Raw genomic sequence first — 17,090 nt, 5'->3', positions numbered from 1 at the left:
GGAGCTTCAGGCTTTTCCCGATTCACGATTCCCGATTCCCGATTCCGGCCCTACATCGCTTCGGCCGCGAAATCCGCGAGCCGCGAACGTTCGCCGCGACGCAGCGTGATGTGCGCCGAATGTTCCCAGTTCTTGAAACGGTCGACCGCGTAGGTGAGCCCGGAGGTGGTTTCGGTGAGGTAGGGCGTGTCGATCTGCTCGACGTTGCCGAGGCAGACGATCTTGGTGCCGGGGCCGGCGCGCGTGATCAGGGTTTTCATCTGCTTCGGCGTGAGGTTCTGCGCTTCGTCGATGATCAGATAGCGGCTCAGGAAGGTGCGTCCGCGCATGAAGTTGAGCGAACGGATCTTGATGCGCGAGGCGAGCAGGTCGTTGGTGGCCTGGCGGCCCCAACTGCCGCCGTCCTCGGGGTTGGCGAGCACTTCGAGGTTGTCGGTCAGCGCGCCCATCCACGGCGTCATTTTCTCTTCCTCGGTGCCGGGCAGGAAGCCGATGTCCTCACCGACGGAAACGGTAGCGCGGGTCATGATGATCTCGCGGTAGCGCTGCTGGTCCATCACCTGGGCCAGGCCGGCGGCCAGCGCCAGCAGGGTCTTGCCGGTGCCGGCATTGCCGAGCAGGGTGACGAAGTCGATGTCAGGGTCCATCAATGCATTGAGCGCGAAATTCTGCTCGCGGTTGCGCGCGCCGATACCCCAGACGTGATGATTGGCGTGCGAGTGGTCGTCCAGCAGCACCAGCGTGGCATCGGTCTCGTCCAGATGCAGCACGCGCAGCTCGACGGCGTTTTCGCCGGGCAGGTACAAACACTGGTTGGGATGCCAGTCCTCCTCCTCGCGCCGGTTCACTTCATAGAACGTGCGACCGCGCTCGGTCCACGAGCGCACCTCCGGATGCCGATCCCAGAAGTCTTCGGGCAGTTCGGCGGAGCCGGTGTAGAGCAGCGAGAAATCGTCCAGCGCACGATCGTTTTCGTAATCCTCGGCGACGATGCCGTTGATGCTCGCCTTGATCCGGAGGTTGATGTCCTTGGTAACCAGAATGACGTTGCGGCCCGGATTCTGGTCGCGCAGTTCGATCACGGCCGACAGGATCTGGTTGTCCGCCTTGGCATGGCCGTTGCTACTGGTTCGATGCTGGAAATACAGCCGCCCTACCGAGGCGCCACGCTTGAGCTTGATGCCCTGCGGGTTGCTCAATTCCAGTCCTTCGCTCAGGTCGTGCTGCTTGCCCTGTTCGACCAGTTCGTTGAGGAAGCGGCTGACCTGGCGGCCGTTGCGCGAGACTTCCGATGCACCCTTTTTCTTTTCGTCCAGTTCCTCCAGTACGGTCATCGGGATGAAGACGTCGTGTTCCTCGAAGCGGAACAGCGAGGTCGGGTCATGCAGCAGGACGTTGGTGTCGAGAGCGTAGATGCGCTTGCTTCCGGTCATGCGGAAGTGTCCTCGCTGGTGGGTGGAAGGGAGCTGCGGATGGGAGGCATGGATGGCGCGATGATTACCGGGCGGGAATGGCGTCGAGTACCGCCTGGGCGTGGCCCGGCACTTTTACCCCGCGCCATTCGCGCGCCAGCTTGCCGTCGGGATCGATCAGGAAGGTGCTGCGCACGATGCCCAGATGGCGCTTGCCGTACAGCACCTTTTCGTGGATCACGTCGAACGCGTTGCACCAGTTTTCTTCGGGGTCGGACACCAGCGGAAACGGCAGTTCCTGCTTCGCGGCGAAGTTCGCATGCGACTTCACCGAATCACGCGACACGCCGACGATTTGCGCATGGCGCTTGAGGAAGGCGGGGTGGAGGTCGCGAAAATCCTTCGCCTCATTGGTGCAGCCCGGGGTACTGTCCTTCGGGTAGAAATACACCACGACCCATTGGCCCTTGAGGCTGGAAAGTTTCAGTTCACTGCCATCGCCGGTGGAACCTTTCAACGGGGGCAGTTTCTTGCCGATATCGGGCATGGGGAGTCCTGCGCGGGCATATTGCACCGCGGTCGTGAGAGGGAAGGGGGACGCGACGGGATGACGTGGGCGGGGCCAGCAGGGCGCCCGGGGCGATCGGCATGAATCGACACGCTGGTTGCAATGCGACGTCCCTCCGGCAGTCCACGGACACAGACTAGCGCGGTCGAGGCGGCGGATGACAGTCCTTGTCAGCAGGGCACGATCGCGCGATGCTCGGAGGACTGCCGCGCCTTTGAACAGGCTCTCAAAATTTGACCGGATCCATGATCGCGTCGAGATTCAGTCCGTCGCACAGTTCCAGGAAATCGTCGCGCAGCGCGGCAATGTGGATCTCGGCCGGGATGCCGATGGTGAACTGGGCCTGGAACATCTCCGCGCCGGTCTGCATCGCCTGGTAACGCGTCGAATTCAGCTGCTCCACGCTGATGCCGTGCTGGCTGAAGAACTCGACGATGCGCACGACGATCCCTGGCCGATCGGCAGCCACCACTTCCACCAGATACGGCAGCAGGTGCGAACTGTTCTCGCGCGGGCCGGTGCGGTAATGCACCAGCCGCAGGCTCTCGTCGCGCGCCAGCTTGGTCAGCGCGGTTTCGAGCTTGGCCAGCGCATCCCACGCGCCGCTGGCCAGCAGCATCAGCGATATTTCCGTGCCGATCGTCGACACGCGCGACTCAGACAGATTGCATCCGGCATCGGCGATGCGCTTGGCGAGCGCCAGCAGCGGCGACTTGATCGCCGGCGTGAGCGCCTGGATCAGCAACTGATTGTCGTTGCCCGCACGGGCGGCCGTGGGAGAAGAGCCGGAAGAGGGTTTCAAAAGGACCTGCCTGTGGCGTTGTCCCGCGCGCTGCGGAAACCGTGAGATTACTCCGATCGAGCTTACTTGCCCGCCGCGCGAGCCGGCAAGTAACATGTACGGCTTGATTTGCAGCGGAATCGGCCCTTGAACATTGGTGGAAGCATCTGCGCTCTGGCGACACCGTTTGCGGCCGATGGCGCGCTCGATCTCGCGGCCTTCGGTCGACTGCTCGACCACCAGTTGTCCGGCGGCACGCAGGCGCTGGTGGTGGCCGGTTCCACCGGTGAAGCGCACATGCTGGAGCACGAGGAATTCGATCGGCTGCTGGCGTTTGCGATCGAGCATGTCGCTGGCCGGATACCGGTGATTGCCGGTACGGGTGAAGCAGGCACCGCAAAAACCGTCGCCATGACCCGTCGCGCGCAGGCGCTGGGCGCCGATGCCGCGCTGGTGGTGGTGCCGTACTACGTGCGTCCGACCCAGGAAGGCCTGTACCGGCATTATCTCGAAGTGGCCGAACACGGCGGCCTGCCGCTGCTGCTCTACAACGTGCCGACCCGCACCGGCTGCGACCTGCTGCCGCAGACGGTTGCCCGTTTGCGCGAGCATCCGGCGATCATCGGCATCAAGGAAGCGCGCAACGATCGCGAACGGATTTCGGCGCTGGCGGAACTTGTGCGCGCGGATTTCGTCTATCTGTCCGGCGACGACGGCAGTGCCGGCGAAGCCATGCTGGCGGGTGCTGCCGGTACCATCTCGGTGGTGGCCAACCTGGTGCCGCAGGCATTTCGGGCCTTGTGCGACGCAGCCACGGCGGGCGATCGGGTTGCCGCCGAGCGGTGCCATGCGGCACTCGAACCGTTGGTGCAGGCGTTGAATTGCGCGCCCAATCCGATCGCGGTCAAGGCCGGCCTGCCGGTTCTGGGACTGGGCCTGGCCATGCCGAGGTTGCCGCTGGTGGAACTGAACGACGGTCCGGATCGCGCCCGATTGCACCAAGCGTTGTCCAGTCTGGCATCCTTGGCGACTGCGACCGCTTGAGCGGTGGCCTGCCTTACTCACGGAATTTGACCTACATGAAGAAAACCTCTCTCCTTGTGACCCTGCCAGCCGTGCTTCTCGGCGGCCTGCTGCTCTCCGGTTGCGGCATCTTCCGCCCGCACAAGGCGTGGGCGGGTGCGCAGCAGGAATCACCGCTGGAGATTCCGCCGAGCCTCGACCGTCCCTCGACCAGTGACGCACTGGTGATTCCGCCGCCGGGCGCGAACCAGCCGACCGCCGATGGCGTGACCGCCAGCGTCGGCCCGGGCGGCGCGCAGATTGCCGATGGTTTCGTACTGGCCGACAGTGTCGACAACGCCTATCGCCGCGTCGGGCAGGTGCTGGAAGGCGGCAACCTCGGCGAACTCGTGGCCCATGACGATGCTGCCCATAGCTACACGTTGAGCGTGTCCGGTGCTACCACCCAGAAGAAAAAAGGCTTTTTCGGACGCCTGTTCGGGCACAAGGATGACGCTGCTGGCGCACCAGACGCCGGCTCGCACCAAGTGCAGGTCAGCATCGGCAGCAGTGGCACGACAGCCAGTGAAATCCGCGCCGAAGGCAATGCTGCGGCAGTGGCCAAGGTGATCGATACGTTGAAATCGCGTCTTGGCGGCTGATTGTTGCGGATGTTTTGGAATGAAAAACGCCGCCTCGAGGGCGGCGTTTTTCATTCCTGCGATGAGGCTCAGCGCTGCAGCAGGGAGAGCTTGTCCGGTTTGCCTTCCCAGTCCTTGGCGTCGGCCGGGCTGTCCTTGCGCTCGGTGATCACGGGCCAGCCCTTGGCCAGTTCAGCGTTCAGGGCCACGAAGGCTTCCTGGCCGGCCGGCACGTCGTCTTCGGGATAGATCGCGTTGATCGGGCATTCCGGCTCGCACAGCGTGCAGTCGATGCACTCGTCCGGATCGATCACCAGAAAGTTGGGGCCTTCGTGGAACGCATCGACCGGGCAGACCTCGACGCAATCGGTATATTTGCACTTGATGCAGTTGTCGATGACGACGAAAGTCATGGAGGCTTTGGCCTGCTTGTGAGAAGTGTGCCAGGCGGCCCGGCAAGCCAGCGCGTCGGCTCTTGTGAAAAGCGCGGCCGTGGATGGCCGCTTTTGATCCAGCCAGCGGTGCCGAGCTGCACGTTGGCGCTGACCGACCCGACTGTAGCAATCACGGAAGATTGCATAAACAAATGGTGCTCCCTACGAGACTCGAACTCGTGTTCCCGCCTTGAGAGGGCAGTGTCCTGGGCCACTAGACGAAGGGAGCGTTATCCTGCGAGGCGCGCTAGTATAACGGAATTGTTTCGCACGGCAACGCTTGGCAGGTATCGTCGCGGGCCGCGCGAAACATCCCCGCCGGAGTCTGCCTTTCACGCTCCGCCGGATGGTTCGCGGCGCCGTGCGCCGCGATATATTGCAACCGAAGGGGGCAGCTTCGCCCCGCAAGGATTCCGACCGCTTGAATCTCCAATCAAGGACCGACATCACGCCAACGCTGCGGATCATTCCGCGCGATCAGCACATCATTTCTCGCAAGAACATCAGCAAGGCCGCGCTGCGGGTGCTGTATCGGCTGAATGAAGCCGGTTACGCGGCGTACCTGGTCGGCGGCGCGGTCCGCGACCTCCTGCTGGGCTTGCAGCCGAAGGATTTCGACGTTGCCACCAGCGCGACGCCGGACGAGGTGAAGAAGCTGTTCCGCAACTGCCGCCTGATCGGCCGACGATTCCGGCTGGCGCACGTGGTGTTTGGTCCGGAAATCATCGAGGTGGCCACGTTCCGCGGCCTCGGCGAGGCAGGCGGCGAAGGCGATCGCCACATCATCGACGGTCGCATCGTGCGCGACAACATCTGGGGCACGATCGAGGAAGACGCGGTGCGCCGCGATTTCCGCGTCAATGCCATGTACTACGACATCAGCGACTTCTCCGTGCGCGACTATGTCGGCGGCATGCAGGATCTGGAGGACCGCATGCTGCGGCTGATCGGCGATCCGGATATCCGCTATCACGAGGATCCCGTGCGCATGCTGCGCGCAGCACGGCTGGCGGCCAAGCTCGGCATGCGTATCGACGCGGCGGCGATGGCGCCGTTCGAGACGCTCGGGCCGCTGCTGGCCGATGCGGCCCCGGCGCGATTGTTCGACGAGTCGCTGAAGATGTTTCTCAGCGGCAACGGTCTGCGGAGTTTCCGCATGCTGGAGCAGAGCGGCCTGTTGAAATTCCTGTTTCCGGCGACCGCTCGCGCGCTCAAGCGCGGCGACGAGGCGCTGCGTTCGCTGGTCGAGCACGGATTGGCGAACACCGATGCGCGCATCGCCGAAGGCAAGTCGGTGACTCCGGCGTTCCTGTTTGCAGTGTTGCTGTGGGGCGAGGTACGCGACGTGGCACATGGCGCGATCGCGCGCGGCCAGGACAGCACCGAGGCATGGGCGCGCGCCGCGGCGCAGGTGGTCGGCGAGCAGTGCCAGCGGGTGGCCATCCCGCGCCGGTTCACCTTCACCATGGAAGAGATCTGGTCGTTGCAGCCGCGTTTCGAGCAGATCCAGCGCAAACGCGTGTTTCGGCTGATGACGCATCCGCGTTTTCGTGCCGCATTCGACTTCCTGCTGCTGCGCGCGGACGAATCGCCGGCGATGCGCGAACTGGGGCAATGGTGGGCGCATGCCCAGCAATTGCCGCAGGACGTGTTGGCCGCCGCGTTGCCGGCCGGTGGCGGCAACGATCCCGTCGTGGCATCCGCGCCGGCCAAGCCGCCGCGTCCGCGTCGCCGTCGCCGTCGACCGGGCGACAAATCGGGTTCCGTGTGACGCTCGCCTACGTCGCCCTGGGCAGCAACCTCGGCAACCCGCAGCAACAGCTGGTCGAAGCGATGGATGCCTTGGCCAACCTGCCCGATACCCGTCTGCTGCAGCGTTCGCAACTGTACCGCACGCCGCCGTGGGGGGTGCTGCAGCAGCCATCCTTCGTCAACGCAGCGGTGGAGCTGGATACCGGCCTGTCGCCGCACGCCCTGCTGGATGCGTTGCTGACGATCGAACAGCGGGCCGGTCGCGTGCGCGCCGAACGCAATGGACCGCGTACCCTGGACCTCGATTTGCTGCACGTCGATGGTGTGCGGCTCGATGACGCGAGGTTGACCTTGCCGCATCCGCGCATGGCCGAACGGGCATTCGTGCTGTTGCCGCTGCACGACATCGCGCCCATGCTGTCGCTGCCCGGACAGGTCACGGTGGCAGAGCAATTGGCGCGCCTCGATCTTGCCGGTTGTGAAAGACTGGCGGCGCCCTGATCCAGCCCGCGTCGGTGCCGAAGTGACAGCCAACCAACTTGAGCCATTCTCGCGCCGCGTCGGATAATCGGCGGTCACCCATCACTTCAGGAATTGCCGTGTACGTGCAGAACGCCAGTTTCCCCGACCGCAAGCCGGTGACCGTACCCGGCCTGCGTGCCATGAAGGCGCAAAAGCAGCGCATCGTCATGCTGACCGCCTACGACGCCAGTTTCGCCTGGCAACTGGAGGCGGCCGGGGTCGATGTCGCGCTGGTCGGCGACTCGCTGGGCATGGTGGTGCAGGGACATCGCAGCACGCTGCCGGTGACGCTCGACCACATGGTCTACCACACTGCTGCGGTGGCACGCGGACTGTCGGCAACGCTGCTGGTCGCCGACCTGCCGTTCATGGTCGACCGTGACGTGGCGCATGCGCTGGAAGCCGGCGCGCGGCTGGTCGGCGAAGCTGGTGCGGCAATGGTGAAGATCGAAGGTGCCGCACCGCACATCCTCGAGGCGATCGCCGCGCTGACCGTGCGGTCCATCCCGGTTTGCGCGCACCTCGGCCTCACCCCGCAGTCGGTGCACCGGTTCGGCGGCTTCCGCATCCAGGGGCGCGAGCAGGAGGCCGCCGATCGCTTGCTGGCCGAGGCGCAGGCGGTGCAGGCGGCCGGTGCCGATCTGCTGGTGATGGAAGGCGTGCCGGTGGAACTGGGCCAACGGGTGACCGCGGCGCTGACGATACCGGTGATCGGCATCGGCGCGGGGCCGCATTGCGACGGCCAGGTGCTGGTGATACACGACATGCTCGGCATTACCCCGGGCAAGCGGCCGAAGTTCAGCAAGGATTTCCTGGTCGGGCGCGATTCTGTCGCCGCGGCGATCGCCGCCTACGTCGAGGACGTGCGCAGCGGCGCTTTCCCGGCTCCCGAGCATTGTTTCAACTGACCCAGCGAGTCGACGCCACATGCAGACCGTACAAGACGTCCCCGCGCTGCGTGCCGCGATCCGCGGCTGGCGCACGCAGGGCCAGACGGTGGGCTTCGTGCCGACCATGGGCAACCTGCACGCCGGTCACCAGTCGCTGATCAGGCTGGCACGGGCGCGCACCGAGCGGGTGGTCGCCAGCGTGTTCGTCAACCCCACGCAGTTCGGGCCGAACGAGGATTACGACCGCTATCCGCGCACCCTGGTGCAGGACCAGGCGGCGCTGGCCGAACAGGATTGCGACCTGCTGTTCGCGCCCGACGTGGGCACGATGTATCCGTTCGGCCCCGCACACAGCGTCAGCGTGCGCGTGCCGCAGATCACCGACACCCTGGAGGGCGCCCATCGTCCCGGCCATTTCGACGGCATGGCCACCGTGGTATGCAAGCTGTTCAACCTGGTGCAGCCCGACGTGGCCGTATTCGGCCAGAAGGATTTCCAGCAGCTCAAGGTGGTCGAGCGGATGGTGCGCGACCTGGGGTTGCCGGTGAAAGTGGTGGCGGCGCCGATTCTGCGGGCCGACGACGGGTTGGCACTGAGTTCGCGCAACCAGTACCTGAGCGCCCAGGAGCGCGCGCGCGCGCCGCTGATCCACGATACCCTGCAGAAGATGCGCGAACTCCTTGCACAAGGTCATCCCTGGCAGGCGATCGAACAGACCGCCGTCGCGCGGCTGGAACGCGCGGGTTTCGTTCCCGATTACGTGGCGATCCGTCGCGCCGACGACCTGGCCGAGCCGGCGGACGGCGAGCGCGAGGGACTGGTGGCGCTCGCCGCCGCCCGCCTGGGCAGCACCCGCCTGATCGACAACTTGCTGTTCGATTGAGCCGGCCGCATATCGGGGGCGGCATCGCTGATGTTGCGGTGCAGCGTCATCGGTTCGATAATTGCCGACTTTGCAGGATGTCCCTGCCGGAAAGAATGTCATGCACCTGAACATGCTCAAGGCCAAGATCCACCGCGCTACGGTGACCCATGCCGAGCTGCACTACGAAGGCTCGATCGCGATCGACGGTCTGCTGCTGGATGCTTCGGGCATCCGCGAGTACGAGCAGATCCACGCCTGGAACGTCAACAGCGGCCAGCGCTTCGTCACCTACGCGCTGCGCGCCGAGGAAGGCTCGGGCATCATCTCGGTCAACGGCAGCGCCGCGCGTAGCGCCCAGGCCGGCGACATCATCATCATCGCTGCGTTCGTGCAATTGAGCGAAGCCGAGCTGGAGCAGTACCAGCCGACCTGCGTCTACATCGCGGCGGGCCCGGGCAACCGCATCAGCCACACCAACCGCTCGATCCCGAAGCAGATGGCCGCGGCCTGAGAGTCACGCGGCGCGTCGCCCCGAATCCACGAGCATCGCCGTAGGAGCCCGCTGGCGGGCGATGCTCTTGCGATGCCCGATTCCCGGCCTCAACAGCATCGCCCGCCAGCGGGCTCCTGCGAGAATGAAGGCGGGCGGCAGCAGTTCGCGTCAGTCCTGCTGTTTCGCCAGCGCCCATGCCACATGCTCGCGCACAATCGCCGACGGGTGATCGGCCCGTGCGCTGAGTGCTTCGCATGCCTCGGCCGACTTTGGCGCATTGCCCAGTGCCACCGCGATGTTGCGCAGCCATCCTTCGTAGCCGGTACGGCGGATCGCCATGCCTTCGGTGCGTTTGAGGAATTCGTCCTCGCTCCATGCAAACAGCTCGACCAGCTTCGCGCCGTCGAGGCGGTGCCGCGGCGCGAAATCCGGTTCGGCCGTCTCTTGCGCGAACTTGTTCCAGGGGCATACCAGTTGGCAGTCGTCGCAGCCGAAGATGCGGTTGCCGATCGGCGCGCGAAGCTCTTCTGGGATGCTGCCTTTCAGCTCGATCGTGAGATACGAGATGCAGCGCTTCGCGTCCAGCCGGTATGGTCCGAGGATCGCCTGGGTCGGGCACACCTCGATGCAACGCGTACAACTGCCGCAGTGCGCAGTGGCCGGTTCGTCCAGCGGCAGCGGCAGGTCGGTGTACAGCTCACCGAGGAAGAAATACGAGCCGGCGCGACGGTTGATCAGCACCGTGTGCTTGCCGATCCAGCCCAGCCCCGCATTGCGCGCCAGCGCCTTCTCCAGCACCGGCGCGGAATCCACGTAGGCGCGATAGCCGAAATCGCCGACCACGTCATGGATGCGCGCGGCCAGTTTCTGCAGGCGGCCGCGCATCAGCTTGTGATAGTCGCGACCCAGCGCGTAACGCGACACGTAGCCGGCCTCGGCATCACCTAGCACGCCCCAGGCATTGGCGGTGCCGGGCGGGATGTAATCCATGCGCACCGAAATCACCCGTTGCGTGCCCGGCTCCAGTTCGGCGGGGCGAGTCCGCTTGCTGCCGTGCCGGGCCATGTATTCCATCTCGCCGTGGTGGCCGTGATCGAGCCAGCGTTCGAGATGCCGTTCGTCCTCGCCAAGGTCGGTGCCGCTGATGCCGGCCTCGGCGAAACCCAGCTCGATCGCCCAGCGCTTGATGTCACGGGCGAGGGCGACGTAATCGGGTGGGGGCTGGATGTCGGTGCTGGACATTCGCCTATTGTAGATGCCGCCCATGCCTATAATTCGCGCATGCCCGCCCACCCGTACAGCCGCAACCTGCATACCGTCGAACAGTTGCGCGCGATGGAGCGGGCGGCGCTGTCGGCGCTGGGCATTTCCGGTCCCGAGTTGATGCGTCGCGCGGCCAATGCCGCGCTGAACACCTTGCGCCGGCATTGGCCGCAAGTGCAGCAAATCTGCATCCACTGCGGCCCAGGCAACAATGGCGGCGACGGTTTCCTGCTTGGCGTGCTGGCACGCGAGGCAGGCCTGCAAGTCGAATTGGTGGCCCTGACGGCGATCTCGCACGGCGACGCTGCGGCGGCGCGCGCGGCGTGGGAGGCTGGTGGCGGCCGCATCCGCTTGTGGGATGCGCACGGCGCGTTGCCCGAAGCGGAACTGCATGTGGATGCGCTGTACGGCATCGGCCTCAATCGCGCGCCCGAACCGATGCCGGCGCGGCTGATCGGGGCGATCAACCGCAGCGGTCGTCCGGTGCTGGCGCTGGACGTACCCAGCGGTCTGGATACCGACACCGGCCACTGCCCCGGCGCGGTGGTCCGTGCGGACGTCACGGTCACCTTCATCGCCGGCAAGCGCGGGTTGCATACCGGGCGCGCGACCGACCAGGTCGGCGTGATCGAGCTGGCCCCCCTGGGCGTGCCGGACAGCGTCTACACCGACACGCTGCCCGATGCGCAACTGCTGGCCGCCGAGGCTTTGCCGCCGCGAGCCCGTTACGCCAACAAGGGCAATTACGGCCACGTGCTGGTGATCGGCGGCGAACACGGCATGGCCGGCGCGGCGCGGCTGGCCGGCGAGTCGGCGCTGCGCGCCGGTGCCGGGCTGGTCAGCGTGGCGACGCGCGCCGGGCATGTGTTCGCATTGAACACCGCGCGACCGGAACTGATGGTGCACGGGGTCGACGGACCGCAGGCACTGGCGCCGATGCTCGAACGTGCCAGTGTGCTGGCCGTCGGTCCCGGCCTGGGACAGGCAGCCTGGGGGCATGCGTTGTGGCTCACCGCGCTGGATGCAGGCAAACCGCTGGTGCTGGATGCCGACGGCCTGAACCTGCTCGCGCGCGAGCCGCGTCGATTCGACACGCCGACCGTACTGACGCCGCACCCTGGCGAAGCGGCCCGGCTGCTCGGCGTGGCCGCCGCTGCCGTCGAGCAGGATCGTTTTGCGGCGGTGCGCGAACTGGCGCGGCGCCATCGCGCGGTTGTCGTGCTGAAAGGCGCCGGCAGCCTGGTCGCCGATCCGGATGGACGTCTGGACGTCTGTCCGTGGGGCAATCCCGGGATGGCCTCGGGCGGCATGGGCGACCTGCTCACCGGCATCGTGGCGGCCTTGCTGGCACAGGGTTGCCACCCGTGGGAAGCGGCCTGCCTCGGCGTGGGCCTGCATGCGCGGGCCGGCGACTGCGCTGCGCGGCAAGGCGAGCGTGGATTGCTGGCCAGTGACCTGCTGGCGCCACTGCGGATGTTGGGCAACGGCATGGCGGGATACGAACACGAGCATGATTGAGCAAGCCAACGACGCACTCCGATGGATGTTGCCTGACGAAGCCGCCACCGGCATGCTGGCGGCGCGCTTCGCCACGGCTCTGGACGAGGGCCTGGTGTTGTACCTGCATGGTCCGCTGGGTGCCGGCAAGACCAGCTTTGCGCGCGCCCTGCTGACCGCGCTGGGCGTGGGTGAGCGGGTCAAGAGCCCGACCTACAGTCTGATCGAGGGCTACACGGCAAGGGACCGATCGGCCTGGCACCTGGACCTGTACCGGATCGCCGATCCCGGCGAACTGGAGTGGCTGGGCCTGGATGCGCTGGCCGATCCGGCGGCGCTGGTGCTGGTGGAGTGGCCCGAGCGTGGCGCTGGCGCCCTGCCGGCGGCGGACATCGAACTGCGCCTGGGTTATGCCGGGCAGGGCCGTGAAGGGCGATTGCTCGCGCTTACCCCTCGTGGTGGGCGTCTACTGGCGCGGCTACGCTGAAAGCCTGCCAAGTGCCGGTTTCCGCTTGAAAAATGGCGGCTCGGCAATCCTGGCAAGGATATGTTCGGAATGCGCCACTTGCGGTCGATAACTTGATATGACCTGACGAATGGTTCGCAGGCTATGGATATCCAAGGAAAAACTTTCTTGCAATCCCGGCGGCGCTGCGTTTCAATGCGGCTCATGCGGGCTTACCTGAACAAGATCGGTGGATTTTTGGTTGCCGTCATGGTGGCCTTCGCGCCGCTGTGCGCAACCAGGGCGGCCGACCTGAAAGACGCGCGCGTATGGGCCGGGCCCGAATACACCCGGGTCGTCTTCGATGCTTCCGGGCCGGTGAACTACAAGATCAGCCAGGACGGGGATCAGGCAGTGGTGGATCTTGGCGACAGCCGGACCACCGACGGTTTCGTGATGCCATCCGCGCAAGGCCTCTATCGGGGCATGAGCCAGAGTCGTCGAAACGATCGGTTGCAATTGACGGCCAGGATCGATCCGGGCAGCCGTCTGAAAAGCTTCGTGTTGAAGCCGGACCATGGTACGGATTACCGGCTGGTGCTGGACATCTACCCCGCCGATGCTGCTGCGACCGCGAAAGCGAAAGCGAAATCATCCTCGGCGCCCTCGGTCGTTGCGCAGCATCGCCCCTCGCGCAGCAGCCGGGTTGCCACCGAGCAGGCGGCGGCGATGCTCGGCGGCCAGCGCCAGGTGGTGGTGGCCGTCGACGCCGGACACGGCGGCAAGGATCAGGGTGCGCACGGACCCCGCGGCACGCTGGAGAAGGACGTCACGCTCGCGGTGGCGCGCGATCTCGCGGCCCAGATCAATCGCCAGCCAGGCATGAAGGCCGTGCTGACCCGCGACAGCGATTTCTACATTCCGCTCAAGCAACGTTATCGGATCGCTCGCGAGAACAACGCCGACCTGTTCGTGTCGATCCACGCCGATTCGTTCACCAGCGACGACGCCAGGGGATCGTCGGTATGGGTGCTGTCGCCGCGCGGCAAGACCAGCGAGGCTGCCCGCTGGCTCGCCGATCGCGAAAACCGTGCCGACCTGATCGGCGGCACCACGCTGGACGACAAGGACGACAGCCTGGCCAAGGTGCTGCTCGACCTGCAGCAGGGTTGGGCGATGCAGGCCAGCGACGTCGTCGCCGGCAACGTGCTCAAGGCGCTGGCCAAGCTGGGCCCGACCCACCGCGGCTATGTCGAGCGCGCGAACTTCGTGGTGTTGCGTTCACCCGACGTGCCGTCGATCCTGGTCGAAACCGCGTTCATCAGCAATCCGACCGAGGAGCGCAAGCTGCGCGACCCGGCGCACCAGAAAGAGCTCGCCGAAGCAGTGATGGGCGGCGTGAAGAATTACTTCGAATCCACGCCGCCGCCTGGGACCTGGTTTGCAGCGCAGGCTGCCGCCCGCAACGACACCCGCCTGGCATCCGCGCCAGGGCAAGACAGCAAGTTGGTGGCGTCGTCCACCGCGGCTGCGCACGACGTACACAAGGTCGGTCGTGGCGAAAGCCTGAGCAGCATCGCGCGGCAATACGGCGTCAGCGTGGACGCACTGAAGAGTGCGAACCAGATGAGCAGCAGCACGGTCCGCGCCGGTACGACACTGACCATCCCTGCAGGCTGATCGTCGGCGGCATGGCCGGCGTTCGCTGCTAAAGTTCGCGGATGACCGTCATCCGCCTGCTTCCCCCCGAACTCATCAACCAGATCGCCGCCGGCGAAGTCATCGAACGGCCATCCTCGGTGGTCAAGGAACTGGTCGAGAACAGCCTCGATGCAGGTGCCGCGCGCATTGAAGTGGATATCGAAGCCGGCGGCGCGCGACTGATCCGCGTGCGCGACGACGGCGGTGGCATCCACGTCGACGAACTGCCACTGGCGGTGGCTTCGCACGCTACCAGCAAGATCGGCAGTTTCGACGATCTGGAGCACGTCGCCAGCATGGGTTTCCGTGGCGAGGCGCTGGCCTCGGTCTCGTCGGTGGCGCGCTTCGCGCTGACCTCGCGTGCGCGTGACCAGAACGCCGCGTTCCGCATCGAGGTCGACGGTGGCAAGCTGCAGGCGGCGCGCCCGGCGCAGCATCCGCAGGGCACCAGCGTCGAAGTGCGCGACTTGTTCTACAACGTGCCGGCGCGGCGGAAATTCATGCGCGCCGAGCGCACCGAGTTCGCGCATATCGATGACCTGCTGAAGTCGTTGGCGCTGGCGCGCGGGTCGGTGGAATTCCGGCTCAGCCACAACGGCAAGCCGGTACGCATCTGGAAGGCCGCGCGCGATCAGCAGGCGCAGCTGCAGCGTGTGGCCGAAGTGCTCGGCGAGGAGTTTCCCGCGCAGAGCCTGCGCGTCGATCACGCCGCGGCCGGCCTGCACCTGTCCGGCTGGGTCGGCCTGCCGACCGCGTCGCGGGCACAGGCCGATTCGCAGTACTTCTACGTCAACGGCCGGCTGGTGCGCGATCGCATCGTCGCCCACGCGGTGCGCCAGGCCTACGCCGACGTGCTGTTCCACGGCCGCCATGCCGCATTCGTGCTGTACCTGGAACTCGACCCGGCCGGGGTCGATGTGAACGTGCATCCGGCCAAGCATGAAGTGCGTTTCCGCGAGCAGCGGCTGGTCCACGATTTCCTGTTCCGCACACTGCATGAAGCGCTGGCGCAGACGCGCGCCGGGCTGGGCACGCTGCCGGCGGCGGAAATCGGCCCGCAGGCGAGTCACTCGTATGCGCCATCCGCCTCGTCCGCACCGGCGAACTGGCCCGGTCAGTTCAGCCAGAGCCGGTTGAGTCTTGGCACGCGCGAAAGTCCCATGGCCGACTACGCCGCCTTGCTCGGTACGTCGCCGTCTGTCGCGGGCGTTCCCGCGCCGATGCCGGCTACGGAGGAGGGCGAGGCGCCGCCCTTGGGATATGCGATCGCCCAGCTGAAGAGCATTTTCGTGCTGGCCGAGAATGCGCATGGCATGGTGCTGGTGGACATGCATGCGGCGCATGAGCGGATCACCTACGAGAAGCTGAAATCCGGCCGCGTCACCAGCAACCTGCGTTCGCAGGTATTGCTGGTGCCGCTGAGCATCGCGGTCAGCGCGAAGGAGGCCGCCGCCGCCGAGGAGCACTCCGAGGCACTGGCCGAGTGGGGCCTGGAGCTGTCGCGCAGTGGCCCGTCGACGATCGTCGTACGGCGCATTCCCGCCTTGCTGGAAGGCGCCGATGTGGGGCAGCTCAGTCGCGACGTGTTGTCCGAGCTGGCCCAGCACGGCAGCTCGCGCCGGCTGCAGGAGCTGGAGAACGAACTGCTCTCCACCATGGCCTGCCACGGTTCGGTGCGTGCCGGGCGCCGGTTGACGATTCCGGAAATGAATGCCTTGCTGCGCGAGATGGAGGCGACCGAGCGCTCCGGACAATGCAATCATGGGCGTCCGACCTGGGTCCAGCTGAGCCTGGCCGAGCTCGACAAATTGTTCATGCGTGGTCGTTGACGCGCGTTTCAGGGATTCGTTTCGCTGGAGATACCGACCCGATGTTACGCACCAGCCTGTTTGTTGCCGCCGCCATTCTGGGAGTCACTACCGTGTATGCCACCGATCTCGACAGTTACACGCACAGCATCGAGCAATGGCGATCCGAAAGGGTCGAGCGGCTCACTGCGCCGCATGGCTGGCTGAGCCTGATCGGACTGGAGTGGCTGCAGCCTGGCGACAACAGCGTCGGCAGTGCCGGCGACAACGCCATCGTGCTGAAGGCCGGCCCTGCTCATCTGGGCGTGGTGACGTTGGCGCCTGACGGTGCCGTACGCATCGTGCTGGCGACGGACAGCGGCGCCACCGTCGACGGCAAGGCCGTCACGCAGGCGGTTCTGGTCGACGACATGCACGCCGCTGCCACTGCCGCGCCGACGACGGTCAGCTTCGGCACGGCGAGCTTCTACGTGATCGACCGCGAAGGGCGAAAGGGATTGCGGGTGAAGGACAGCGCAACGCCGGCGCGCAAGCACTTCGCGGGTATCGACTATTACCCGATCGACCCGAGCTGGCGCATCGTCGCGGACTGGGTGCCGTTCGATCCGCCGCACAAGCTGGAAATAGGTTCGGTGATCGGCACCATCGAGAGCGTGGACGTACCGGGCAAGGCGGTGTTCCGCCGCGACGGCCACACCTATGAGTTGTTGCCGTACCAGGAGGAGCCGGGTGGCGAGTTGTTCTTCGTGATGGCCGATCGCACGTCCGGCAAGGAAACCTACGGCGCGGCGCGTTTTTTCTACGCCGCGTTGCCGAAGGACGGCAAGGTCGTGCTGGATTTCAACAAGGCCTACAACCCGCCGTGCGCGTTCACCCCGTTTGCCACCTGCCCGCTGGCGCCGCCGGAAAACCGGCTGGACTTGCGCGTGACCGCGGGCGAGAAAAAGTATGTCGGCGAGCACCACTGATGGATGCCCTGTGGGAGCGGCTTCAGCCGCGATGCTTCTGACCTGGGA

At 65.9% G+C, this 17,090-nt stretch carries 17 protein-coding genes and 1 tRNA gene; 12 read left to right on the top strand and 6 right to left on the bottom strand.

Annotated features, from left to right (window positions below; genetic code table 11):
* Window positions 1–50: 50 nt before the first annotated feature.
* The 3 genes from CIW53_RS05360 to CIW53_RS05350 all read right to left on the bottom strand — a co-directional run bounded on the left by CIW53_RS05360 (window position 51) and on the right by CIW53_RS05350 (window position 2,782).
* Window positions 51–1,433, bottom strand: coding sequence for a PhoH family protein (locus tag CIW53_RS05360; protein ID WP_149363665.1), 1,383 nt, complete (start codon window positions 1,431–1,433; stop codon window positions 51–53).
* A 64-nt stretch (window positions 1,434–1,497) separates the two neighbouring features.
* Window positions 1,498–1,959, bottom strand: a complete 462-nt coding sequence (locus CIW53_RS05355) for a peroxiredoxin (RefSeq protein ID WP_149363664.1) — start codon at window positions 1,957–1,959, stop codon at window positions 1,498–1,500.
* Window positions 1,960–2,206: 247 nt separating this feature from the next.
* A complete protein-coding gene (locus tag CIW53_RS05350; RefSeq protein ID WP_172969592.1) occupies window positions 2,207–2,782 on the bottom strand; it encodes a glycine cleavage system protein R in 576 nt (191 codons plus the stop codon).
* Between the two features lie 126 nt (window positions 2,783–2,908).
* On the opposite strand from CIW53_RS05350, the gene dapA reads away from it, so the two are divergent.
* Window positions 2,909–3,805: a 4-hydroxy-tetrahydrodipicolinate synthase gene (gene dapA / locus CIW53_RS05345; RefSeq protein WP_149363663.1), complete on the top strand. Its 897-nt coding sequence runs from the start codon at window positions 2,909–2,911 to the stop codon at window positions 3,803–3,805.
* Window positions 3,806–3,840: 35 nt separating this feature from the next.
* Window positions 3,841–4,425, top strand: a complete 585-nt coding sequence (locus tag CIW53_RS05340; RefSeq protein WP_149363662.1) for a hypothetical protein — start codon at window positions 3,841–3,843, stop codon at window positions 4,423–4,425.
* A gap of 68 nt (window positions 4,426–4,493) precedes the next feature.
* On the opposite strand, the gene fdxA is transcribed toward CIW53_RS05340, so the two are convergent.
* Both fdxA and CIW53_RS05330 read right to left on the bottom strand, forming a co-directional pair.
* Window positions 4,494–4,817 (bottom strand): ferredoxin FdxA, encoded by a 324-nt coding sequence (fdxA, locus tag CIW53_RS05335; RefSeq protein ID WP_149363661.1) that lies wholly within the window; start codon window positions 4,815–4,817, stop codon window positions 4,494–4,496.
* Window positions 4,818–4,991: 174 nt separating this feature from the next.
* Window positions 4,992–5,067, bottom strand: a tRNA-Glu gene (locus CIW53_RS05330).
* 192 nt (window positions 5,068–5,259) lie between these two features.
* Between CIW53_RS05330 and pcnB the strand changes: the two genes are divergently transcribed.
* The 5 genes from pcnB (at window position 5,260) to panD (ending at window position 9,378) form a co-directional block, all read left to right on the top strand.
* On the top strand, window positions 5,260–6,609 hold the full coding sequence (gene pcnB, locus CIW53_RS05325; protein ID WP_149363660.1) for a polynucleotide adenylyltransferase PcnB: 1,350 nt from the start codon (window positions 5,260–5,262) through the stop codon (window positions 6,607–6,609).
* On the top strand, window positions 6,606–7,091 hold the full coding sequence (gene folK / locus CIW53_RS05320; protein ID WP_149363659.1) for a 2-amino-4-hydroxy-6-hydroxymethyldihydropteridine diphosphokinase: 486 nt from the start codon (window positions 6,606–6,608) through the stop codon (window positions 7,089–7,091). Before pcnB ends, folK begins: the two co-directional genes overlap by 4 nt.
* Before the next feature lie 98 nt (window positions 7,092–7,189).
* Window positions 7,190–8,020: a 3-methyl-2-oxobutanoate hydroxymethyltransferase gene (gene panB, locus CIW53_RS05315; RefSeq protein ID WP_149363658.1), complete on the top strand. Its 831-nt coding sequence runs from the start codon at window positions 7,190–7,192 to the stop codon at window positions 8,018–8,020.
* 19 nt (window positions 8,021–8,039) lie between these two features.
* Window positions 8,040–8,885, top strand: coding sequence for a pantoate--beta-alanine ligase (panC, locus tag CIW53_RS05310; protein ID WP_149363657.1), 846 nt, complete (start codon window positions 8,040–8,042; stop codon window positions 8,883–8,885).
* Window positions 8,886–8,985: 100 nt separating this feature from the next.
* Window positions 8,986–9,378, top strand: a complete 393-nt coding sequence (gene panD, locus CIW53_RS05305) for an aspartate 1-decarboxylase (RefSeq protein ID WP_113725499.1) — start codon at window positions 8,986–8,988, stop codon at window positions 9,376–9,378.
* Between the two features lie 150 nt (window positions 9,379–9,528).
* Here the strand turns inward: panD and queG are convergent, their stop codons facing one another.
* Window positions 9,529–10,626: a tRNA epoxyqueuosine(34) reductase QueG gene (queG, locus tag CIW53_RS05295; protein WP_149363655.1), complete on the bottom strand. Its 1,098-nt coding sequence runs from the start codon at window positions 10,624–10,626 to the stop codon at window positions 9,529–9,531.
* A gap of 15 nt (window positions 10,627–10,641) precedes the next feature.
* On the opposite strand from queG, the gene CIW53_RS05290 reads away from it, so the two are divergent.
* The 5 genes from CIW53_RS05290 to CIW53_RS05270 all read left to right on the top strand — a co-directional run bounded on the left by CIW53_RS05290 (window position 10,642) and on the right by CIW53_RS05270 (window position 17,042).
* The gene (locus CIW53_RS05290; protein WP_149363654.1) at window positions 10,642–12,141 is read left to right on the top strand and encodes an NAD(P)H-hydrate dehydratase; all 1,500 of its coding nucleotides are present in this window, start codon (window positions 10,642–10,644) and stop codon (window positions 12,139–12,141) included.
* Window positions 12,134–12,607 carry a tRNA (adenosine(37)-N6)-threonylcarbamoyltransferase complex ATPase subunit type 1 TsaE gene (gene tsaE / locus CIW53_RS05285; RefSeq protein ID WP_149363653.1) on the top strand — a complete coding sequence of 158 codons (474 nt, stop codon included), beginning with the start codon at window positions 12,134–12,136 and terminating at the stop codon, window positions 12,605–12,607. Before CIW53_RS05290 ends, tsaE begins: the two co-directional genes overlap by 8 nt.
* A 183-nt stretch (window positions 12,608–12,790) precedes the next feature.
* Window positions 12,791–14,245 carry an N-acetylmuramoyl-L-alanine amidase gene (locus CIW53_RS05280; RefSeq protein ID WP_149363652.1) on the top strand — a complete coding sequence of 485 codons (1,455 nt, stop codon included), beginning with the start codon at window positions 12,791–12,793 and terminating at the stop codon, window positions 14,243–14,245.
* Window positions 14,246–14,286: 41 nt separating this feature from the next.
* Entirely contained in the window at window positions 14,287–16,095 is a 1,809-nt protein-coding gene (gene mutL, locus CIW53_RS05275; RefSeq protein WP_149363651.1) for a DNA mismatch repair endonuclease MutL, read from the top strand.
* Between the two features lie 41 nt (window positions 16,096–16,136).
* Window positions 16,137–17,042, top strand: coding sequence for a DUF1684 domain-containing protein (locus CIW53_RS05270; RefSeq protein ID WP_149363650.1), 906 nt, complete (start codon window positions 16,137–16,139; stop codon window positions 17,040–17,042).
* Window positions 17,043–17,090: the final 48 nt, after the last annotated feature.

The sequence above is a fragment of the Rhodanobacter sp. T12-5 genome (genome assembly GCF_008329435.1).
Taxonomy (GTDB): Bacteria; Pseudomonadota; Gammaproteobacteria; order Xanthomonadales; family Rhodanobacteraceae; genus Rhodanobacter.
Note: the sequence above shows the minus strand (reverse complement) of the source record. Positions and strands in the feature narration are given on the sequence as shown.